Source organism: Enterobacter sp. Res13-Sevr-PEC09-46, assembly GCF_015672585.1.
Taxonomy (GTDB): Bacteria; Pseudomonadota; Gammaproteobacteria; order Enterobacterales; family Enterobacteriaceae; genus Enterobacter; species Enterobacter hormaechei_C.
Window position 1 is genome coordinate 186,322 of sequence record NZ_JADABR010000005.1, and the last position, 22,306, is coordinate 208,627.

The 22,306-nt window shown below is 56.0% G+C and carries 19 protein-coding genes and 1 tRNA gene; 12 read left to right on the top strand and 8 right to left on the bottom strand.

All coding sequences use genetic code 11. The features are described 5' to 3' along the window. Positions 1–49: 49 nt before the first annotated feature. Positions 50–1,435: a cysteine--tRNA ligase gene (gene cysS, locus IMQ56_RS02155; RefSeq protein WP_017383232.1), complete on the top strand. Its 1,386-nt coding sequence runs from the start codon at positions 50–52 to the stop codon at positions 1,433–1,435. A gap of 87 nt (positions 1,436–1,522) precedes the next feature. Here cysS and IMQ56_RS02160 read toward each other — a convergent pair whose 3' ends face one another. The 5 genes from IMQ56_RS02160 to folD all read right to left on the bottom strand — a co-directional run bounded on the left by IMQ56_RS02160 (position 1,523) and on the right by folD (position 6,080). After that, entirely contained in the window at positions 1,523–2,044 is a 522-nt protein-coding gene (locus tag IMQ56_RS02160; RefSeq protein ID WP_047731523.1) for a metal-dependent hydrolase, read from the bottom strand. Positions 2,045–2,117: 73 nt separating this feature from the next. After that, the gene (malI, locus tag IMQ56_RS02165; RefSeq protein WP_023303216.1) at positions 2,118–3,134 is read right to left on the bottom strand and encodes a Mal regulon transcriptional regulator MalI; all 1,017 of its coding nucleotides are present in this window, start codon (positions 3,132–3,134) and stop codon (positions 2,118–2,120) included. Positions 3,135–3,217: 83 nt separating this feature from the next. Next, on the bottom strand, positions 3,218–4,717 hold the full coding sequence (locus IMQ56_RS02170) for a PTS transporter subunit EIIC (RefSeq protein WP_003858916.1): 1,500 nt from the start codon (positions 4,715–4,717) through the stop codon (positions 3,218–3,220). Positions 4,718–4,998: 281 nt separating this feature from the next. Continuing rightward, positions 4,999–5,211 carry a ribosome-associated protein YbcJ gene (gene ybcJ / locus IMQ56_RS02175; protein WP_017694378.1) on the bottom strand — a complete coding sequence of 71 codons (213 nt, stop codon included), beginning with the start codon at positions 5,209–5,211 and terminating at the stop codon, positions 4,999–5,001. Between the two features lie 2 nt (positions 5,212–5,213). Next, the gene (folD, locus tag IMQ56_RS02180; protein WP_006809817.1) at positions 5,214–6,080 is read right to left on the bottom strand and encodes a bifunctional methylenetetrahydrofolate dehydrogenase/methenyltetrahydrofolate cyclohydrolase FolD; all 867 of its coding nucleotides are present in this window, start codon (positions 6,078–6,080) and stop codon (positions 5,214–5,216) included. A gap of 310 nt (positions 6,081–6,390) precedes the next feature. Here folD and fimA point away from each other — a divergent pair, with 310 nt between their 5' ends. From fimA to sfmF, 6 genes are all read left to right on the top strand, one after another. Next, positions 6,391–6,954, top strand: coding sequence for a type 1 fimbrial major subunit FimA (gene fimA / locus IMQ56_RS02185; RefSeq protein ID WP_015571223.1), 564 nt, complete (start codon positions 6,391–6,393; stop codon positions 6,952–6,954). 69 nt (positions 6,955–7,023) lie between these two features. Further along, on the top strand, positions 7,024–7,566 hold the full coding sequence (gene fimI, locus IMQ56_RS02190; RefSeq protein ID WP_017383235.1) for a type 1 fimbrial protein subunit FimI: 543 nt from the start codon (positions 7,024–7,026) through the stop codon (positions 7,564–7,566). A gap of 34 nt (positions 7,567–7,600) precedes the next feature. Then, positions 7,601–8,293 carry a type 1 fimbria chaperone FimC gene (fimC, locus tag IMQ56_RS02195; protein WP_015571222.1) on the top strand — a complete coding sequence of 231 codons (693 nt, stop codon included), beginning with the start codon at positions 7,601–7,603 and terminating at the stop codon, positions 8,291–8,293. A 14-nt stretch (positions 8,294–8,307) separates the two neighbouring features. Next, positions 8,308–10,866: a fimbrial biogenesis usher protein gene (locus IMQ56_RS02200; RefSeq protein WP_196063756.1), complete on the top strand. Its 2,559-nt coding sequence runs from the start codon at positions 8,308–8,310 to the stop codon at positions 10,864–10,866. After that, complete coding sequence (gene fimH / locus IMQ56_RS02205) at positions 10,859–11,866, top strand: type 1 fimbria D-mannose specific adhesin FimH (protein WP_047063265.1); 1,008 nt, start codon at positions 10,859–10,861, stop codon at positions 11,864–11,866. The genes IMQ56_RS02200 and fimH overlap by 8 nt, the downstream gene beginning before the upstream one ends. Positions 11,867–11,875: 9 nt before the next feature. Further along, a complete protein-coding gene (sfmF, locus tag IMQ56_RS02210; protein ID WP_017383239.1) occupies positions 11,876–12,397 on the top strand; it encodes a fimbria assembly protein in 522 nt (173 codons plus the stop codon). 50 nt (positions 12,398–12,447) lie between these two features. Here sfmF and fimZ read toward each other — a convergent pair whose 3' ends face one another. The 3 genes from fimZ to IMQ56_RS02225 form a co-directional block, all read right to left on the bottom strand. Further along, a complete protein-coding gene (gene fimZ, locus IMQ56_RS02215) occupies positions 12,448–13,080 on the bottom strand; it encodes a fimbria biosynthesis transcriptional regulator FimZ (RefSeq protein ID WP_003858901.1) in 633 nt (210 codons plus the stop codon). An 809-nt stretch (positions 13,081–13,889) separates the two neighbouring features. Next, positions 13,890–14,606 (bottom strand): response regulator transcription factor, encoded by a 717-nt coding sequence (locus IMQ56_RS02220; RefSeq protein WP_017383240.1) that lies wholly within the window; start codon positions 14,604–14,606, stop codon positions 13,890–13,892. Positions 14,607–14,630: 24 nt separating this feature from the next. After that, positions 14,631–15,293: an EAL domain-containing protein gene (locus tag IMQ56_RS02225; RefSeq protein ID WP_017383241.1), complete on the bottom strand. Its 663-nt coding sequence runs from the start codon at positions 15,291–15,293 to the stop codon at positions 14,631–14,633. Between the two features lie 303 nt (positions 15,294–15,596). On the opposite strand from IMQ56_RS02225, the gene IMQ56_RS02230 reads away from it, so the two are divergent. The 5 genes from IMQ56_RS02230 (at position 15,597) to pheP (ending at position 22,148) form a co-directional block, all read left to right on the top strand. Then, positions 15,597–15,673 (top strand) — tRNA-Arg (locus IMQ56_RS02230). Positions 15,674–15,898: 225 nt separating this feature from the next. Further along, entirely contained in the window at positions 15,899–16,174 is a 276-nt protein-coding gene (yahO, locus tag IMQ56_RS02235) for a DUF1471 family periplasmic protein YahO (protein ID WP_017382562.1), read from the top strand. A 201-nt stretch (positions 16,175–16,375) separates the two neighbouring features. Further along, on the top strand, positions 16,376–18,559 hold the full coding sequence (locus IMQ56_RS02240; RefSeq protein ID WP_196063755.1) for a TonB-dependent siderophore receptor: 2,184 nt from the start codon (positions 16,376–16,378) through the stop codon (positions 18,557–18,559). Positions 18,560–18,686: 127 nt separating this feature from the next. Further along, entirely contained in the window at positions 18,687–20,660 is a 1,974-nt protein-coding gene (locus tag IMQ56_RS02245; protein WP_017694375.1) for a PhoX family phosphatase, read from the top strand. Positions 20,661–20,762: 102 nt separating this feature from the next. Further along, positions 20,763–22,148 carry a phenylalanine transporter gene (gene pheP / locus IMQ56_RS02250; RefSeq protein ID WP_045334430.1) on the top strand — a complete coding sequence of 462 codons (1,386 nt, stop codon included), beginning with the start codon at positions 20,763–20,765 and terminating at the stop codon, positions 22,146–22,148. The last annotated feature ends 158 nt before the right edge of the window (positions 22,149–22,306 follow it).

Here is a 22,306-nt window from a genome sequence, read left to right on the forward strand (position 1 = left end):
GTATTATAAGGAACAAACAATCCACACACGTGTTTACATGGAATCTTCGATGTTAAAAATCTTTAATACAATGACGCGCCAAAAAGAGGAATTTAAACCTATCCATGCCGGGGAAGTCGGCATGTACGTGTGTGGTATTACGGTTTACGATCTCTGTCATATCGGCCATGGCCGTACCTTTGTCGCGTTCGACGTGGTGTCACGCTACCTGCGCTTCCTGGGCTACAACCTGAAGTACGTGCGCAACATCACCGACATCGACGACAAAATCATTAAACGTGCTAATGAAAATGGCGAAAGCTTTGTCGCGCTGGTGGATCGCATGATCGCCGAAATGCACAAGGATTTTGATGCCTTAAATATTCTGCGCCCGGACAGCGAGCCGCGTGCGACCCACCATATCCATGAAATCATTGATATCACCCAAAAGCTGATCGAGCGTGGTCACGCCTATGTGGCGGACAACGGTGACGTGATGTTCTCGGTGCCGACGGACCCAACCTACGGTGCGCTTTCCCGCCAGGATCTGGACCAGCTCCAGGCCGGTGCGCGCGTGGACGTGGTTGACGTGAAGCGCAATCCGATGGACTTCGTGCTGTGGAAGATGTCCAAAGCGGGCGAACCGAGCTGGCCATCCCCGTGGGGCGAAGGGCGTCCGGGCTGGCACATTGAATGTTCCGCGATGAACTGCAAGCAGCTGGGCAACCATTTCGACATCCATGGCGGCGGTTCGGATCTGATGTTCCCGCACCATGAAAACGAAATCGCGCAGTCCACCTGTGCACACGGCGGCGAGTACGTGAACTACTGGATGCACTCCGGGATGGTGATGGTTGACCGCGAGAAGATGTCGAAATCGCTGGGTAACTTCTTCACCGTGCGCGACGTGCTGAAGTATTACGACGCGGAAACCGTGCGCTACTTCCTGATGTCTGGCCACTATCGCAGCCAGCTGAACTACAGCGAAGAGAACCTGAAGCAGGCTCGCGCTGCGCTGGAGCGTCTGTATACCGCCTTGCGCGGCACCGATAAATCTGTTCCGGCCGCAGGCGGTGAGGCGTTCGAGGCCCGCTTCGTTGAGGTCATGAACGACGACTTCAACACCCCGGAAGCCTACTCCGTGCTGTTCGACATGGCGCGTGAGGTGAACCGCCTGAAGTCAGAAGATATGGCGGCGGCCAATGCGCTGGCGTCTCATCTGCGTAAGCTCTCTTCCGTGCTCGGCCTGCTGGAGCAGGAGCCGGACCTGTTCCTGCAAAGCGGCGCGCAGGCGGACGACGGTGAAGTGGCGGAAATTGAAGCACTGATTAAAGCACGTCTCGAAGCGCGTCAGGCGAAAGACTGGGCGGCGGCGGATGCGGCGCGTAACCGTCTGACCGAGATGGGCATTATTCTGGAAGATGGCCCGCAGGGAACGACCTGGCGTCGTAAGTAGGTCCGTAGCGCCCGGTGGCGCTAACGCTTACCGGGCCTACAGGTGAAAGTAGGCCGGGTAAGGCGCAGCCGCCACCCGGCTTTTCTTTTACCTCCGCCTCCACCACAGCAACCCCATCAGCACCATCCCCGGCAGCCACACCCACAGCAGTTCCGAGATAATGACCTCATGCCCGTAGGGCGTGGCGTAGCGCGACAGCGCAAACGGCGCGACCTTGATCACCTGCCACGGCGCAAAGAAGCGCTCATCTGACCAGGGCCACAGCCAGCCGACGCCTTTCCCGCCTGTCGTTATTGAATCCAGCAGGCTGTGCGACAGCAATGACACGGTTAAAAACAGCCAGCAGCGCGTCAGGCTGGCTCTGAACCAACGTCGGCCTGCCAGCACGCAGAGTATCGGCACCACCAGGGCAAACAGTAGCGAATGAGTGAAACCGCGGTGGCCGAAAATATTCCCGTAGGCGACACCGAATTTAAACGCCAGTACGTCGGCATCGGGCAGCATGGCGAGGACGATCCCGGCAAACAGCAGGCGGGGTGGGATGACTTTGGTTCCGAGCCCTAAGCCCAGACACAGAGGTACGGCAGCGTGGGTGATAATGGTAGGCATTGCATTTATCCATGGCAAATCATGGGAATATAGCAGCAGCTCCGCCGCAGCAAACCTGTGCTAAATTCTGATTTTACGCCGATTCCCGCGCGATAAGCTGCCCGGAGAGGGTAATGCGCTGCGTTTGCAGATCCGGCTCTTTCAGCCTGCGGATCATCAGCCCTGCCGCCTGGCGGCCGGTCTCTTCGCTGGCAGACGAAACGTAAGTCAGTGACGGCGACGTGAGATTAACGTGGAGCATATCTTCAAAACCAATCAGCGCCACCTGCTGGGTTAAAAACACGTCTTTACCCACCGTGCGCCCCACCTGGTGAATACCTGAGATTGAACCGATCATCGCGTCCGGTGAATGGCAGAGCAGGGCGGTAATCGTGTTGTTCTTCTCCAGCAGCTGACGAGTCGCCATGGCCGCCGCCTGCGTGTCATCGGTGCAGGCGGGAGAATATTCCTCACGCCAGACCAGGCCGCTCTGCGTCATCGCGCTGCGAAAACCAAGCAGGCGCTGCTCGCGGATACGGCACCCGTCGCGCCCGCCAATGTAGGCGATGTTACGGTGCCCGCGCTCGATAAGATAACGCGCGGCCAGGTTCGCCGCCTGGCGATTATCGCGCATCACCAGGTTGCATTTCTCTTCCAGCAACGACTGCGAAACCGCCACAAGCGGCAGCGGGCAGTGACGAATGTGTTCCGGAAGAGAGGCGGCGCGGGTGTCCGACGCCAGGTAGATGACGCCCGCCACGCCCTGCTGCTTAAATGAGAGCAGGGTACGCTCAAGATGTTCGCCGTCGTTCAGCGGCTGACCGAGAAATACCATATAACCCTGTTTCTCCAGCTCCTGAACGATGCTCGCCATCACCTTGATGGAAAAGCTGTCGCTGAAGTCGCGCAGGATCAGGCCGATTAAGTTGGAGGTGTTGGCGCGAAGATTGGCAGCGGCGACGTTATGAACATAGCCCAGCGTTGTGATGGCGGCATTGACCTTCCCGATCGTCGCCTCTGAGATCTTCCCTTTCTGGCGCAGCACCAGCGAAACGGTAGAAACCGACACGCCCGCATGCTTTGCGACATCAATGATGCTGACTTTCTTCAAAACCGCTCCCTGAAATTTCCCGATTATCAGCCAGATAAGAGGCGTCCCCCAGCGTACAGGAGACGCCTCCTTCAGGCATCTTATTATTTGCCAATCATCGTGGACATGGTCTGGGCGATAAACTGTGCTCTGGCCCCGAAAATCACCTGTATTCCGTTATCGCCAACGAACACCACGCCGCGCGCGCCAAGCCCGTTCAGCCCGTCCCGGTCCACCGCTTCGCTCTTCGCCACTTCCAGACGCAGACGTGTGATGCAGGAGCCGACGGAATCAATGTTCTGCGCACCGCCCAGTAGGCCGATGATTTCGGTGGCAAGTTCGGAATCGGACTTGTCATTCGCACTGGCGGTCACTTCGGTGCGGCCCGGCGTTTTCACGTCGAAGCGACGGATCACGAAGCGGAAGGTGAAGTAGTAGATCAATGCCATCGGAATGCCGATGATAATGGCGCTCAGGAAGTTGGTCTGATAGCCGTTAAACGACGGCAGGATCCCGAACGACAGGTAGTCGATAAAGCCCGCCGAGAACGACTTGGCGATGTGCGCATGCAGCAGGTACATGGTCATGTACGCCAGGCCCGCCATGATGGCGTTGAAGACGTAAAGGATCGGCGCCACGAAGATAAAGGTGAACTCTACCGGCTCGGTGATGCCCGTCAGGAAGCAGGTGAGCGCCGCAGAGAACAGAATACCGGCCGCGATTTTCTTATTCTTCGTGTGCGCTTCGTGGTACATCGCCAGACACGCCGCGGGCAGTGCGAACAGCATCAGCGGGAACTCGCCCTGCATGAATTTCCCGGCGTTCTGGTAGGTGTCGCTGCTGAAGGATTTCACTCCCTCTTCCAGCATCTTGAACCAGATGGTCTGGTCACCGTGGATCACCTGTCCCGCCTGGGTAGTGTAATCCCCGAACGAATACCAGAAGGAGGGATACCAGATATGGTGCAGGCCGAGCGGGATCAACGCGCGCTCCACCAGCCCGAAGATAAAGGTCGAGGCCGCCTGGTTATCGCCGTTCACCACCACGGACAGGGCGTCGATCCCGGACTGAATATGCTGCCAGACGTACGGCAGCAGCAGGCCGAGCAGGAACGACAGAAACGCCGTCGCAATCGCCACAAAGCGCTTGCCGGAGAAGAAGCCGAGGAACTCCGGCAGCTGCATGGTGTGAAAGCGGTTGTAACACCAGGCCGCAAGAATACCGCAGATCAGGCCGCCAAAGACGCCCATCTGCAACGTCGGAATGCCAACGACCATGGCGTATTTGCCGCCCTGAGAGGCCATTTCTGGCGTGATGCTCAGCACGGTGCTGATGGTGATGTTGGTGACAAACACGGAGACCGCCGCAGAGAGTGCGGCAATGCCGGATTCCGAAGCCAGACCGACGGCAGAGCCGATGGCGAACAGCATCGGCAGGTTATCAAAGATAACCCCGCCGGCGTTCATCATCAGCGGCAGATGGAACTTATCGCCGAAGGCCAGCAGCAGGCCCGCAGCGGGAAGCAGTGAAATTGGCAGCATTAAGGCGCGACCAATCATCGATAACTTAGACAGCGATTTAACAAACCCTGATATCAGGCTCATGCTGATTTCCCCCGAGTAGCGCTTTTTCGCGCTGTTATTGTAAGTAGAACGTTTTAGTAGAACGTTCTACTTATCGTGAGGAAAGTCTGAAAATCGCGCAACTTAAATTTCACATTTCGCCAGAGGGAATAGTGATTATTTGAAGTTGATCGATAATTAACCGTGATGGGTGTGAGGGGATTGTGAGAGAAATTGCCGGGTGGCGGCTTCGCCTTACCCGGCTTACAAACGGAGACCGTACGTAGGCCCGGTAAGCGCAGCGCCACCGGGCATCAGACAGCTTACGCCGTCACGGTCACGCTCTGACCTGCAAAGCTCACGGTCTGACCCGCGACAATTTTGCAGCGCTTGCGGGTTTCCACCGCGCCGTCTACTTTTACCTGCCCGTCGGCGATGACGATCTTCGCCTGCGCACCGCTTTCGCTCCAGCCTTCCAGCTTCAGCAGATCGCACAGCTCAACGTGCGGATGTTTACCTAAAGAAAAAGTTGCCATGATTACGCGTCCTCTACGTCGTGATACTCCTCGCACGCCTGCAAGGTATTCTGAATCAGTGTTGCTACCGTCATCGGGCCTACGCCGCCCGGGACCGGAGTGATATAGGATGCGCGCGCTGCGGCATCTTCATACACCACGTCGCCGACCACTTTGCCATTTTCCAGACGGTTAATACCCACGTCCACGACGATTGCGCCCTCTTTGATCCACTCGCCCGGAATAAAGCCCGGCTTGCCGACCGCAACGATCAGCAGATCGGCGTTTTCGACGTGGTGACGCAGGTTTTTAGTGAAGCGGTGGGTAACGGTGGTGGTACAGCCCGCCAGCAGCAGCTCCATGCTCATCGGGCGGCCCACGATGTTGGAGGCGCCAATCACCACGGCGTTGAGGCCGTAGGTATCGATGTTATAACGCTCCAGCAGCGTCACGATGCCGCGCGGGGTGCACGGACGCAGGCGTGGCGCGCGCTGGCACAGTCGGCCTACGTTATACGGATGGAAACCGTCAACGTCTTTGTCCGGCGCGATGCGCTCCAGCACCTTCACGTTGTCAATGCCCGCAGGCAGCGGCAGCTGAACCAGGATGCCGTCGATCTCCTTATCGGCATTCAGAGTGTCGATCAGTTCCAGCAGTTCCGCTTCGCTGGTGGTTTCCGGCAGATCGTAAGAGCGGGAGACGAACCCCACCTCTTCACACGCTTTGCGTTTGCTGCCGACATAAATTTGCGAAGCCGGGTTGCTGCCAACCAGCACAACGGCCAGCCCGGGGGCGCGAAATCCGGCGGCTTTACGCGCCTTCACTTTTTCCGCAACCTCAGAGCGCACCTGCTGCGCAATCGTTTTACCGTCAATAATCTTTGCTGCCATCAGAGAGAAGATTCCGTCTGTAACGTTAGAAAGGAGGGATTGCCTGTATTTTGTCAGAAGCGAGCGCCGCTGTCAGTCACCCTTTACGAGATTTCATCGATGTCCCGCAAAATCCCTTCTCAGGGCATGGTCAATTTCTTAGAGGTGATTAGGATGTGACCTGGCAAAATGGCAGCGTTTTGACATATTACAAAATAGATTCCTGAGCTACTTTGTCCTCTCCGAAATAAGCCTTCAATTTTTTAATTGATCGTATTTCTTATTCCCGAATATGCGCGGGAAGGGTTATTTACATTTTAAAGGAATAGACATGAAACTCAGCAACATTGCTTCTACTGTTATTGCAACTCTGGCCCTGGTCGCGGGTGCCGCTCACGCAGAAGATACTACCACGCCTGTATCTGTAAACGGTGGTACGGTGCATTTTAAAGGTGAATTAGTGAATGCCGCGTGCTCAGTGAATACTGACTCTTCAGAGCAGACGGTTAATCTTGGCCAGTACCGTACCGCGAAATTCACTAAAGTAGGTGACACCACCTCCAATATTCCGTTCACCATCGAACTGAACGACTGCGATCCTGCGGTAGCGAAAACCGCTGCTGTCGCGTTTACCGGCCAGATCGACGCCACCGACAAAACGCTGCTGGCGGTAAGCTCCGGTAATAACGACAACTCCGCGAAGGGCGTGGGTATTGAGATCCTCGACAGCAAATCCTCCACGCTGACCCCGGACGGCGCCACCTTCTCTGCGGCGCAGAACCTGATTGAAGGGACTAACACCCTGAACTTCACCGCGCGCTATAAAGCCACGGCGGCGACCACCGAGCCAGGCCAGGCAAACGCGGACGCAACATTCGTAATGAAATACGAGTAATGCCTGAGTACAGGGATGTGGCTGGCCTCAGGGAAGAGGTCTTTTGATCGCCTATACCGGGAGCGAAGGATGACAAGGACTGGGATACTGCTGTGTGCCCTTGCGATTGCCTCAGCGGTAAACGCACATACCGTGGTCATAGACGGCGGCAAAGTACACCTCAGGGGAGAGCTGGTGAACGGCGGCTGCGCCGTGGCCCCGGACAGCCAGAATATGCGCGTGGATATGGGGCAATACCGCACAAACGCCTTTTCCGGCGTCGGCAGCTTTTCCACGGTTAATGTGCCTTTCACCGTACGTCTGCTGGATTGCAGCGTGGACGTCTCCCGCACCGTGGGGATCCAGTTCCAGGGAGTGACACCGGCAGAAGATCCGCAGGTTTTCCTGGCGACATCGCGGCCGGGGGAAAATGCGGTCAGCAGCGGTGTCGGGCTGGCGCTTTTTGACGAACAGCAACGTCAGATCATCCCGAACGCGACGGCGGTGAGCTGGTTACCCATTGACACCCGCGAGCTGGTATTTCATTTCAGCGCCCGCTACCGGGCAATTTCCGAACACCTTGTACCAGGCACTATTCAGTCGAATGTCTGGTTTACGTTGATTTATCCCTGACGCCTGCGAACTAATTATTAAAGGTACGGTTGTGATGAACACCCTGATTAAACCTGGACTGTTTTTAGCTTTTATTTTGATGATGGTTTCTGCCAGCGCGAATGCGTCCGGCGGAATTGCGCTGGGCGCGACGCGCGTTATTTATCCGGCCGATGCCAAACAAACGTCGCTGGCGATCACCAACAGCAATAAACAAGAGCGCTATTTAATTAACGCGTGGATAGAAAATGCCAACGGGCAAAAGGAAAAAACCTTTGCCGTCACGCCGCCGCTGTTTGTCAGCGAGCCGGCCAGCGAAAACACCCTGCGCATTATCTACGCAGGCCCGGCGCTGCCTGCCGATCGCGAATCACTCTTTTACATGAACGTCAAAGCGATTCCCTCCGTCAGCAAAAAACATCAGGACGGCAACAACGTCCTGCAACTGGCTATTCTGTCACGTATCAAGCTGTTTGTTCGCCCGGCTAACCTGGCGATGCCGCCGGAAGAGGCGCTCTCACAGCTGCGCTTTGAGCGCGTCGGCAACCATCTTAAGGTGAGCAATGCCTCGCCGTATTACGTCACGCTGGTCAATCTGAAGCTCGGCGGTCAGACGCTGGATAACCTGATGGTTGCTCCTAAAAGCTCGGCGCAGCAGGTGCTGCCTGCCGCTGCGAGCGGCACGCTCTCCTGGCAGAGTGTGAATGACTATGGCGCCATTACGCCGGCGCGTAGCGTCAGCCTGTGAGCAGAGACAGGGCGATGAACACTCAATGGCGTTACTGCCCGGTTGCGCTGGCACTGATGGCAACGCTCTGGCCACTCGCTGGCTGGGGCGAAAGCTACTTTAACCCGGCGTTTCTCTCCGATGACACGGCGAACGTGGCGGATTTGTCGCGTTTTGAAAAAGGCCACCAGCAGGCACCGGGCGTCTATCGCGTCGATATCTGGCGTAACGATGAGTTTATCGGCACGCAGGACGTGCGGTTTGAGCAAGCTGACAACACGCCGCCGGTCGCGGGTGGTTTGTCGCCGTGCATTACGCGCGCGATGCTCGATCGCTTTGGCGTCAATATCGCCGCCTTCCCGGAACTGAGCAACGTGCAGGGCGATACCTGCGTTCCGCTCACCACGGCTATTCCGGGCAGCGAAACGGCGTTCAACTTCGCCTCGTTGCGCCTGAACGTCAGCCTGCCTCAGGTGGCGATGCAAAACAGCGCCCGCGGGTATATTCCGCCTGAACAGTGGGATGAAGGCATCCCCGCCGCGCTGCTGAACTACAGCTTTACCGGCAACCGGGGCAGCGACGACGACAGCTACTATCTGAACCTGCAAAGCGGGTTGAACTATGGCGCCTGGCGATTACGCAATAACGGCGCGTGGCGTTATACCGAAAGCAACGGCCAGCGGCACAGCAGCTGGCAAAATATTGGTACCTGGGCGCAGCGTACGATCATCCCGCTGAAAAGCGAGCTGGTGCTTGGCGACAGCAACACCGGTAACGATGTCTTCGACAGCGTTGGTTTTCGCGGTGGTCGCCTCTATTCGTCCGACAGTATGTACCCGGACAGCCTGCAAGGTTACGCGCCTACCGTGCGCGGAATCGCCCGCACCCCTGCCAAAGTGGTGATCCGCCAGAACGGATACGTGATTTACCAGAGCTATGTGCAGCCGGGGGCTTTTGCGATAACTGATCTTAACCCGACCTCCTCAAGCGGTGACCTGGAGGTGACGGTGGAAGAGAAGGACGGCAGCCAGCAGCGCTACACCGTCCCGTATTCCACCGTTCCGCTGCTCCAGCGTGAAGGACGCTGGAAATACGATCTGGTGGCAGGGGACTATCGCAGCGGCAACAGCGAGCAGGACACGCCGTTCTTTACTCAGGGTACGATGATTGCGGGTCTTGCCGACGGCTACACGCTGTACGGCGGAACGCAGCTGGCCTCGCGCTATACTGCCATCGCTATTGGCGCGGGTAAAAACCTCGGTGACTGGGGGGCGGTTTCACTTGATCTCACCCATGCCCGCAGCCAGCTTGCCGATGACAGCCGCCATGAAGGGCAGTCCCTGCGGTTCCTGTACGCAAAATCCCTTAACGGATTCGGCACCAACTTCCAGCTGCTGGGCTATCGCTACTCGACCAAAGGCTTCTACACCCTCGACGATGTGGCCTGGCGCACAATGGAAGGCTACCAGTATGGCGACGATCAGGACGATGACGGCGTGCCGGACGTGCAGAGCTATCACAACCTGACGCTGAATAAAAAAGGGCGTTTCCAGCTCAATATCTCCCAGTCTCTCGGCAATTACGGCTCGGTGTACGTGTCGGGCAGCCAGCAGAGTTACTGGGGCACCAGCGAATCCAACGTCTGGTATCAGCTTGGCTACGCGGGCGGGGTGAAAGGGGTCAGCTACGCCTTATCCTGGTCGTGGAACAAGGCCGTCGGCATTGACGGAACCGACCGGATCGCCTCGTTCAACGTCTCCGTCCCGTTCAGCCTGTTCACCCGTCACGGCTACCGTCGCGATAACGCGATCGACCGGGCCTATGCCACAGCCTCTGCCAGCCGTAACAGCGATGGTGATACCAGCTGGCAGACCGGGATCAGCGGAACGCTGCTCCAGGATCGTAACCTGAACTACAGCGTCACGCAGGGTCACACCAGCAATAACGGTGCCAGCGGCAGCGCCAGCGCTAACTGGCAGGCGACGTACGGCACGCTGGGCGTGGGCTACAACTACGCCCGGGATCAGCACGACCTCAACTGGCAGCTCTCCGGCGGCGTGGTAGGGCATTCAGACGGCATCACATTCAGTCAGCCGCTGGGCGATACCAACGTCTTGATCAAAGCGCCGGGCGCGTCAGGCGTGAGCGTCGAAAACCAGACCGGCGTCAAAACAGACTGGCGTGGCTATGCGGTGATGCCGTACGCCACGGTGTACCGTTACAACCGCGTGGCGCTCGACACCAACACCATGAGCAACAACACCGACATTGAAAATAACGTTTCCAGTGTCGTGCCGACGAACGGTGCGCTGGTGCGCGCCAGTTTTGACACCCGCATCGGCGTGCGTGCGCTGCTCACCGTGAAGCGTGATAACCAGCCTGTACCGTTTGGGGCGGTGGTACGCGAGACGCAGAGCGGCGTAACCAGCATGGTGGGAGATGACGGTCAGATTTACCTGAGCGGGCTGCCGCTGAGCGGAGAACTGCTGATTCAGTGGGGAGACGGGAAACAGTCCCAGTGTCGTGCGCCCTACAGCCTGCCAGAACAAAGCCTGCAACAGGCGATCACACTTAAGGGGATCCGCTGTGAATAAAATCCATTATCTGGGGCTATCCCTGCTGGCGTTTTTTCCGCTATCTGAGGCCTTCGCCACGGTCTGCGTCAATGAAAATGGCGTGCCGACGGAGGTGTATTACGACCTGACGGATAAATTTAACAGCTCCAATAACCAGGTGGGGCAGATTGTCACGCTCAGCGAGAAGTCCCAGTGGGTGGGCGTCAACGCCGTCTGCCCTAAGGGAACGTCCGGGAACACCACCAAGCGCAGCTATGTTACCGATTTCCCTGTTACGGGCACCAGCGATGGCTACCAGTATCTGAAGCTAAACGACTATCTGGACGGGGCGATGAAAATTACCGACAGCTACGCTGGCACGTTTTATCCGCCCAAAAGCTACATCCAGATGGGGAGCCACCCGAATGTGTCTAAAAACAAACCGTTTGGCGTACAGGATTCCAGCCTCGTCTTCCGGCTTAAAGTGACCCGACGCTTTATCAATATGGTGGTGATCCCCCGGGCGACCATGTTCCGGGTTTACGTCACCACGACCTCCTCGGATCCGCTCACCACGCCGGTTTATACCATCAGCTACAGCGGGACTATTCAGGTGCCTCAGAGCTGTGAAATTAATGCCGGGAATGTGGTGGAGTTCGATTTCGGAGACATCGGCGCCTCCCTGTTCAGTAAAGCAGGCATCGGGAATAAGCCGGAGGGGATCTCAGCGCAAAGCAAAACCATCGGCATCAAATGCACCAACGTCGAGGCGAACGCCATGCTCACGATGCGTGTTGAAGCGGAGAAGGTTTCAGGCAGTGCGCTGGTTTCCGATAACGCGGATGTGGGTTTTGTGATTGCCAACAGTAATGGCGTGCCGCTGACGCCCAACAACCTGACCAGCAAAATCCCGTTCCGTCTGGACGACAGCGCTCAGGCGCAGGTGGGGATCCGCGCGTGGCCCGTCAGCGTAACCGGTAAAAAACCTGCCGAGGGGCGTTTTACCTCTCGCGGCTATTTACGCGTCGACTACGACTAAGGAACAGGTATGCGAAACGGAATGCGGTATTTAGCCGTCGCTCTCTTTGCGCTTTGCTCCCCTGCACACGCAGAGACGGCGCTTGGGGAAATTAACATTCAGCTTTACGGCAATATCGTGGATTTTACCTGCGTGGCGGAGGGGGACGACAGCAATAAAACCGTCACGCTCGGCACCTGGCCCACGAAACAGCTTCGCACAACGGGGAGCCGGACGCAGCCTGTACCATTCACCCTGAAGCTGACCGGATGTCCGCCGGGGGCGGCTTCGGTCACATTTACGGGGAAGATGGACGGGCATGATAACAGCCTGCTGGCGCTGAATGATGCCAGCGCGGCCAGCAACGTGGCCGTGGAGATCCTCGACCGGGATAAAACGCGCCTCGCGTTGCAGCAGACCAGCCAGACGGTGGCGGTAGATGCGCAGGGAAATGCCGAACTGTCGTTTTATGCCAATTATATCGCCACGGCGGATAACCCGCAGCCGGGACGGGCTGACGCCGATGCAACTTTCATGATTAATTATAATTAATCGTATCCACTCTCCCTGTAACGGTTATATGTTGCAGGGAGAGGGTAGGATTATAGTAATTCGTGCGCCTTCGCGTAATCAATTAATTCAACGATACTTTGCACGCCCAGCTTGGAAAAGATATTAGACTTATGGGCGCTAATTGTTTTGTTGCTAAGTAATAATTGATCCGCAATCTCCTTATTAGATAATCCGTTCGCCAGATATCGCAGAACCGTCACTTCACGATTTGATAATGGCATATCCACGGCGGCGCCCGTCCGCGAGCCCAGGTGGTTTATAAAACTCAATGTTTCTGAGGGGAAGAAGGAATAGCCCGTCAGGATCATTTCCACCGCGTTATAAATTTCCCCCAGATCTTTTCGCTTACTGACAAAACCATTTGCCCCGGCGCGGATGGCGCGTCCTGCGTAGAAGGCTTCAGATTTTGAAGAGAGGAAAAGAACCTTAATGTCTTTATTTAAGTTCCTGATTCTTTTCAGTAATACGAACCCATCCGTGCCCGTCATTTCAATATCGAGAATGACCAGGTCAATGGGGTGGTTGCGTATACAGTCAAGCACCTCGTGGCTGTCGCCTGACTTCAGTTTGACCTGGATGTTTTTATTTTTCTGTAGCAGGACTTCTATCGACATTCTGACGATAGGGTGTTCGTCCATAATGATAACGGATGCCGGTTTCATTTTTTATGCCTCAGATTGTTAAAAGCGTTATGCTGAGTTTTGTTAAAACTCTCGAAAAGCCGGAAGGATAATTGCGCAGATCCTTGTACGGTAAATGTCCCTGGGAAGAGCGAAAGCATCCTTGTTTACGTAGTGGTGATATCAATGCCTCAGCGCAGTTATCTCATAAGGCTGGTTATGGCAAAATGATTTTTCTTATTCGCGTGTCAAACACGTCTTATTATACCGTTTAAGTATTGTCCGAAAAGCCTGTAAATTAATATCCATATATTGCTGATTATTATGTTCTGGATCTGAATCACTAACTTTTTAAAATTAGCAAAAATGTCCTGATATTGCATTTACCACACACTTTCATCTTTATGTAATAACAAAAAATAAACGATTTTACTGTATGTTAAATGAATGTTAACAGCGGGCGGGCTGTGACAACCAACATCCCGCCTGCCTGCCATCCCTGAAATCCGCCATTTCGTGCGTCATCTCTCCGTTTCAAACGCCTCCTGGCAAATTGCCGTTCCCAACAACAGAACAGTACTATCTGCTGTTTTCTTCACCTCTCATCGCATTCTTTTACAGGTGAATCGCTTGTTTTTACACCATTATCATCCTGTTAACTGAAGCGCCAGAACCTTAACGCATGGATAAAATCACTCTCGTTGAGCGTACCGGCAGCATTTCGCATGGTTTAAGACCTGGAATTAGGAATAGTTATAAAATCGAAAGTTTTGTTAAAAAACACAAAAATTTAACATACATCCTAAGTAATTTCCTAAAGGTCTTTAGGAATTAAGAAGTTACTGAATACGTTAATACGTGAAATCTGAGAGGTTGTTGAGAAGATGTAGCAACTCATGACGATGATTCAGCCCAAGTTTCGCCAGGATGCAGCTGAGACGGTAAATAATGCGGCTGTAGGGGCGGTTCTGTAACTGCGCGATCTGCCGCAAGGAGCTCCCCTGCGACAGCGCCTGTAAGATCGGCCATTCATCCCGTGAAAACCACTCTTTGCGGTTGCCGGCCGGTGACGGTGCTTCCAGCAAGGTTTGTTGCATAGCCAGCGCCGTTAGCTGGCGTTCAAGCACATGAAAAGGGCCAGCCGCTTTACAAAACAGGCGAGCATCATAATCATCGGCGCGGACGAGCAGGTAGGGTGTCAGGTAGGGGGCGAACAGGCTGTGGCGGCGTAATCGGTCCAGCAGGTCGATGAGCGGCGAGGCGCGGCTCTCAATGTCTATTACCAGACGCGATGAAGGCCAGTGATTTAAATCACTGAGGGCGGCTTCCAGCGTGGAATAGTCGCAGCAATTGCTCAGGGGCGACTGCCCGCTCAGTAAACCGGAACGGAAAAAATTATCCTGTGTGACCAGAATGATAAAGGGAGCATCGGTTTTGCGGGTCTGGTTGATTGACTGGCTCAAATATTCGAGACGATCAAAAAATGGGAGAGCAAAAGGCGAGTGCGTAGAACCCAGTGAATCACTTCCTGTCCGACGACGCCGGTAACGGCGCACTGTCATTCGCATAGCTTCCCTCTTGGCGATGACCGTTCAGTCCTCCTGCCATCTCCAGGATGGCCAATAATATCCCTGACCGAAGCGCGCGCCAGCATGAAGCGCGCAAGTACGGTCCCGTTCTGTTTCAATGCCTTCAATAAGCACATTCGCAGCGATTTTTGAACAAAGGGTGACCAGCTGTGTCAGCGCCTGCGTTTCACGTAAACGCCAGAAAGCGATCTTATCGATTTTTATTCCGCTTAATGGCAGGCGGCAGGATAAAAATGCTTGTCCTGACGCTTCATCAATATCATCCAGCCAGATCCGGTGTCCTCGCGCGGTCAACTGCTGAAGCGCACAACTCACCCTCAGACGCGCCGGGTCTGAGAGTGTAAAGAACGAGGCAGGCTCCACGAGTTCAATGTTCAGCGGTGGGCTGTTAAGTTGCAGTAAACGCTGGAACATTTCCGGTATGGTCAGAACGGTTATCGGCAAATTTATGAAAAGGTTGTCACAGGGGAAGGGGTTTTTTAACGCGGCGATCTGTGCTTCCAGCAGCATAAGCGCCCGGGCGGCGGACCAGTCCTGGAAAAAGCTTTCGTTTTGCTGATGCGGCGACAGCACGCTGAGCACTTCGGCCCCCACCGTGCGCGAAGATGAGAGGGCGACAATGGGTTCAAGCTTAATGCCTGTAATATCGTGTGAGATGTGCTGCACGCACGAGGGAAAACCTGTCTGGTCTGGCGCTGTCACTCCGTCGTCCTGTTCACTTCCAGCCTCCAGGCGGCCGGGTTACCGCTGGACAGTGTGAAGGTGAAGTAAACAGGAAAACAGCAGGCGTTACTTAAAAGCGGCTAAGCCTTTTCGCAGCCCGTAAAAGAGGGATAAATGTTGAAAAAACAGCCGTATTTACAATCAGCTAGTCATTATCGCCAGAGAAGGCGGAAAAGGCATTGACTCACTACGCATTGACCGTATAATTCCAGGCGTTTCACCACCGCGAAGTACACTCTTCTCCGTGCGCCCTTAGCTCAGTTGGATAGAGCAACGGCCTTCTAAGCCGTAGGTCGTAGGTTCGAATCCTACAGGGCGTGCCATTAAATTTCACAGATTGCCGCCTGCGCGACGTCCTGCTGATTTTCTCCATGAAATACCCCTCGCGAAAGTAGCGTTAACGCACATTTTTCACAGCACAATTGACTGTTATAACAGTATTTTTCTTACCCTATGGCAATTTTGCTATTCCTCTACCATGCTCATATCACCTCACTCTTACTCGTGGGGCTTTTCGTAGTTGCTGATTAATCTCAAGGAAAAAGGTTATGAAAAAAACGACTGCTATTTTGATGGGCACTGCATTTCTGTTTACCACCAATACCTTTGCGGCTGAACTGCTGACGAAAAACGAGTTTGAGAAAGTGGAATCACAGTATGAAAAAATCGGTACGGTTAGCACTTCCAATGAAGTCTCGGTAGACGACGCGAAAAAAGAGCTGATCGAGAAAGCCGATAAAGAAGGTGCTGATGTTCTGGTGCTGACTTCCGGTAATACCAACAACAAAATTCACGGTACCGCCGATATTTTCAAGAAAAAATAATGCCTTAGCAACCACCCCTGTTTCGGGGTGGTTGCGCGCCATACCTCCCCCTCAACATTGTTTCTTGCCGCTTCTCGCGCAGAGAGGCTCGTTGACACTTGATTACGTATTCATAATGCGTATAGTTCTCATTTGCATTTCTTTTAATAACATTTAAGGCCCGATAACGGGTCATTTTTGCGCGCACGTTAAGAGCTCATTATGAACAACACCACAATGCACAAAACGCTGCTGGCGATAGCCATCGGCGCGGTAACCCACTCCGCTTTTGCGGCGGATGAAAAAAAAGAGGACACCATCGTCGTCCAGTCCACCGCGGGGAGTGATTTCAAACCCGGCGGCGACCAGCTGGTGCCCGCCTTCCTTGACGGGCAGGTGGCGAACGGCGGACGAATGGGGATGCTCGGTCAGCAGAACGCCATGGACGTGCCGTTCAACATCATCAGCTACACCTCGAAGCTGGTGGAAGATCAGCAGGCGAAAACCATTGCTGACGTGGTTGCTAACGACGCGGGCGTGCAGTTCGTTCAGGGGTACGGCAACAGCGCGGAAACCTTCCGCATTCGCGGCCTGAAGTTTGACGGCGACGATATGACCTTTGGCGGATTGTCCGGCGTGCTGCCGCGTCAGGTGGTGGATGCCCAGATGGTTGACCGCATCGAGATCTTTAAAGGCGCCAACTCGCTGATGAACGGCGCCGCAAGCTCCGGCGTGGGCGGGATGATCAACCTTGAGCCTAAACACGCGGGCGACACCCCGCAGGCGAAAGTGGGCGTTGACTACACCTCGGATTCCCAGATTGGCACCACGCTGGATGCGGGTCGTCGCTTTGGTGATAACGACCAGTTTGGCGCGCGCGTGAACCTCGTGCATCGCGAAGGGGAAACCGGCGTGCCGAACGACCGCCGCCGCACCACGCTGCTCTCCACCGGCCTGGATTACAAAGGCGACCGCTTCCGCACCTCGCTGGACCTGGGCTACCAGAAAAAAACCTTCCACGGCAGCCCAACCAGCGTCAACATCTCGGCGGTGGACTTTGTGCCTGAACCGCCGAAGAACGATCGCAACTTCTCGCAGAAGTGGGCCTACAGCGATATCGAAAACGAGTTCGGGATGTGGCGCAGCGAGTACGACATCACCGATAGCTGGACGGCGTATACCGGTCTCGGCGCGCAGCACGCGCACGAAGAAGGGATCTACAGCGCGCCGAAGCTCCTCGATAAGAGCGGTAATGCGACGGTCAGCCGCCTTGATACCAACCGCATCAGCGATTCCGTCAGCGGCATGGCGGGTATTCGCGGTAACTTCACTACCGGCTTCGTCACGCACAAGGTCAACGTCGGATATTCGGCGATGACCAAAAACGAAAAAATCGCGTGGAAGATGTCGGCCGCGGCGGATAACCCGACCACCAACATCTACCACAACACCGGCGTGGCTATGCCGGACAGCAGCAACTTCAGCGGCTCAGGCGGCAAATACAGCGATCCGCTGACCAGCGGGCGCACCCGCACGCAGGGCTGGCTGCTGAGTGATACCCTGGGCGTGCTGGATGACAGGCTGCTGTTCACCGCAGGCGCACGTCATCAGAAAGTTGTCATCCGCGGGTACAACAAAATCACCGGCGCAGAGAACGATGCGGACGGTTTCGACGGCAGCCGCTGGATGCCAACCTACGGCGTAGTCTATAAACCGTGGGAGGAAATTTCCCTCTACGCCAACCACACCGAGGCGTTACAGCCCGGTGAAACTGCGCCTCGCTCAGCAAACAACTACGGCCAGAGCACCGGTATCGTGCACTCTAAGCAGAACGAAGTGGGCGTAAAGGCGGACTTTGGCCGCGTGGGCGGCTCCCTGGCGCTGTTTGAGATCAAAATGCCGTCGGCGATCCTTGACGACAGCGGTCACTATGGCCTGGATGCAGAACAGCGTAACCGCGGCGTGGAGCTGAACGTCTTCGGCGAGCCCATGCTCGGGATGCGCCTGAATGCCAGCGCCACCTGGTTGCAGGCCGAGCTGACCAAAACCAAAAACGGTGTCAATCAGGGCAACGATGCGATCGGTATTCCGAGCTTCTACGCCGTGCTGGGCGCAGAGTACGACATCAAGCCGATTGAAGGCCTGACGGCGACCGCGCGCGTTAACCACTCCGGCACGCAGTATGCCGATCTTGCGAACACCAAAAAGCTGGACAGCTACACCACGCTGGATTTGGGCATGCGCTATCGCTTCGCGGTGAACCACAATGAAAACCAGATGACCGTGCGGGCAGGCATCGACAACGTGACCAACGAGAACTACTGGTCAAGCGTGGACGATTCCGGTACTTACATCACTCAGGGCGAGCCGCGTACCTTTAAGGTCTCGGTTGGCTACGAGTTCTAAGCGTTCCACCTCGTTATCCGGGGCAGGGACGCCCCAATCCCTTCGTTGTCGTGTTATAAAATTGTAATAAAAGCTTCTTACACTGGTCGCCACATCCTTACCTCTTGGCCAATGACAGGAAGCCGCTATGGGCAGACCCCTCAAATCCGTATTTAAAAAAGAACATCGCGACGATATCAGTAACCGCAGCGCTAACCCGGTATTCTCCGAGGTGGCAGAGGTGTTCCTCTCCCGCCGCCGTTTTCTCCAGATGGGGGCCGTAGCGGGGGCCGCCGTATCATTCCCGTATCTGATTACACCCGAAAATGCCATTGCCGCGGTATCGAAGCCTTCCGCGCTGGCAAAAGCGGTTTCCCTGGGCTTTACCAGCATCGACGTCTCCACGGAAGACACGGTCAGGGTGCCGGAAGGCTATATTGCCCGCCCGTTCTATCGCTGGGGTGATCCGACGGGGATCAAAGACAACATGCCGGCATTTAAGCCGGACGCCAGCAATACCACAGACGAACAGGCTGTGCAGGCGGGCATGCACCACGACGGCATGGCGTGGTTTAGCCTGCCGCAGGGGGCGCAAAACCCGGAACATGGCCTGCTGGCGCTGAACCATGAATACATCGATAACGGGATGCTGTTTACCGACGGTACGGCGAACTGGAGCCTCGATAAAGCCCGCAAGGGGCAGAACGCGATGGGCGTGTCGGTGGTGGAAGTGAAAAAAACGGGCAGCGGCTGGGAGGTGGTGCGTCCGTCTTCCTTCGCCCGGCGTATTACCGTCAATACGCCGATGCAGCTTACCGGCCCGGCGCGGCATCAGGATTTAATGAAAACCGCCGCCGATCCGCAGGGGGAACGCGTTCTGGGCACCATGCAGAACTGCGCCAACGGCCACACGCCGTGGGGCACCTATCTCACCTGCGAGGAGAACTGGTCGGACATTTTTGTGAAAAAAGCCGATCTCAATCCGCTGGAAAAACGCTACGGCATCAGCGACAGCGATGAGTCCTATCGCTGGAACGAGGTGGATGAGCGGTTTAGCGTCGATAAAACCCCTAACGAACCCAACCGTTTCGGCTGGGTGGTGGAGATCGATCCCTTCAACCCGACCTCCACCCCGCGCAAGCACACCGCGCTGGGCCGCTTCAAGCATGAGGGGGCCGCCGTCACGCTCGCCGCCGATAATCGCGTGGTGGTCTACATGGGCGACGACCAGAAGTTTGAGTATATCTATAAGTTTGTCTCCGACAAAAAATACGATCCCGCGAACCGGGAAGCCAATATGCAGCTGCTGACGTCCGGCACGCTGTACGTCGCCAGGTTCAACCAGGACGGAAGCGGCGACTGGCTGCCGCTGATCTTCGGGCAAAATGGCCTGGATAAAAGCAACGGGTTTGAAAGCCAGGGCGATCTGCTGATCAAAACCCGCCTGGCGGCCGACGCGGTGGGGGCAACGAAAATGGATCGTCCCGAGTGGATTGCCGTCGATCCGCACGCCAGCGGCAGCGTCTACTGTACGCTCACCAACAACAGCGATCGCGGTAAAGAGGGGAAGGCACCGGTCGATGCCGCTAACCCGCGCGCCAACAACGTGTTTGGTCACATCATGCACTGGCACGAAGAGGGTGCCGATCCTGCCGCCGCACGCTTTAAGTGGGATATTCTGGTTATGGCCGGGCGTACCGACGGCGACGATCCGAAGGCCAAAGGCTCCATGCAGGGCGCGGCATTCGGCAGCCCGGATGGGTTGTCGTTCGATCACCAGGGCGTCCTGTGGATCCAGACCGACGTCTCCTCCAGCACCATCAATAAGAAAGCGTACGAGGGGATGGGCAATAACCAGATGGTGGCCACCATTCCGGGCACCAACGAGTATCGCCGTTTCCTGACCGGGCCGCGCGGGTGCGAAATCACCGGCATTGCGTTTACGCCTGACAACCGCACGCTGTTTATCAACATTCAGCATCCGGGGGAGGGCGGGGATGATATTACCGACCCGGCCAATCCGCGCGCTGTTTCCAACTGGCCAGACGCCAGCCCGAACGGGCGTCCGCGATCGTCAACGGTGGTGATTACCAAAGCGGACGGCGGGATCATCGGGTCGTGACGTTTATCCGCCGGGCGCATGCGCTGGCCCGGCGTTAAGCTTGCTACCACCAGCATGAAGTGTTAAAACGTGCCCCTTCTAAAAAAGAGACAGGGGTAGGGCGTGAAAGACGCGTCATCCGCTTCAGGCCATGGTAGCGCTGAAGCTTCGTCGGATCAGAGTCCGACGCTGCAACGTGGTTTGCAAAATCGACATATTCAGTTAATTGCCCTTGGCGGCGCGATCGGTACCGGGCTGTTTCTCGGCATCGGCCCCGCCATTCAAATGGCTGGCCCGGCGGTTCTGCTGGGTTACGCTATCGCCGGGATTATCGCCTTCCTGATCATGCGCCAGCTCGGCGAGATGGTCGTTGAAGAGCCGGTGTCCGGCTCCTTCGCACACTTTGCCTATAAATACTGGGGGCCGTTCGCAGGCTTCCTCTCCGGCTGGAACTACTGGGTGATGTTCGTGCTGGTGGGCATGGCAGAGCTGACCGCCGCCGGCATCTATATGCAGTACTGGCTCCCGGACGTGCCGACGTGGATTTGGGCCGCGGCCTTCTTCATCATCATTAACGCCGTTAACCTTGTGAACGTGCGCCTGTATGGCGAGACCGAGTTCTGGTTTGCGCTGATCAAGGTGCTGGCGATTATTGGCATGATCGGCTTTGGCCTGTGGCTGCTGTTCTCCGGTCACGGCGGCGAGCGTGCAAGCATCGACAACCTGTGGCAGCACGGCGGCTTTCTGGCGACCGGCTGGAAAGGGCTGATCCTGTCGCTGGCGGTCATTATGTTCTCCTTCGGCGGGCTGGAGCTGATTGGCATCACCGCGGCTGAAGCGCGCGATCCGCACAAAAGCATTCCGAAAGCGGTCAACCAGGTGGTGTACCGTATCCTGCTGTTCTATATCGGCTCGCTGGTGGTGCTGCTGGCGCTCTATCCGTGGGTAGAAGTGAAATCTGACAGTAGCCCGTTCGTGATGATCTTCCACGATTTGAACAGCAACGTGGTGGCTTCGGCGCTCAACTTCGTCATTCTCGTGGCGTCATTGTCGGTTTACAACAGCGGGGTTTACTCCAACAGCCGCATGCTGTTTGGCCTCTCCGTACAGGGCAACGCGCCGAAGTTCCTCACCCGCGTCAGCCGTCGCGGCGTGCCGATCAATTCGCTGTTCCTTTCTGGCGCTATCACCTCGCTGGTGGTGCTGATTAACTATCTGCTGCCGAAAGAGGCGTTTGGCCTGCTGATGGCGCTGGTTGTCGCCACGCTGCTGCTGAACTGGATCATGATCTGCCTGGCGCACCTTCGCTTCCGCGCGGCGATGCGACGCAAGGGGCGCGAGACGCAGTTTAAAGCGCTGCTCTATCCGGCGGGGAACTACCTCTGTATCGCCTTCCTCGGCCTGATTCTGGTGCTGATGTGCACCATGGATGAGATGCGCCTGTCAGCGATGCTGCTGCCGGTGTGGGTGGTGTTCCTGTTTATCGCATTTAAGCTTTCACGAAGGTAAAAGCAAAACGGCAACCTGGTTGCCGTTTTTAGTATTTGCACCCTCTCCCTGTGGGAGAGGGCCGGGGTGAGGGCACCAGACCGCACCACACTGCCCGCCTTAACGCCCGGTGGCGCTGCGCTTACCGGGCCTACATGTTCGGGGACGTTATTTAGTAG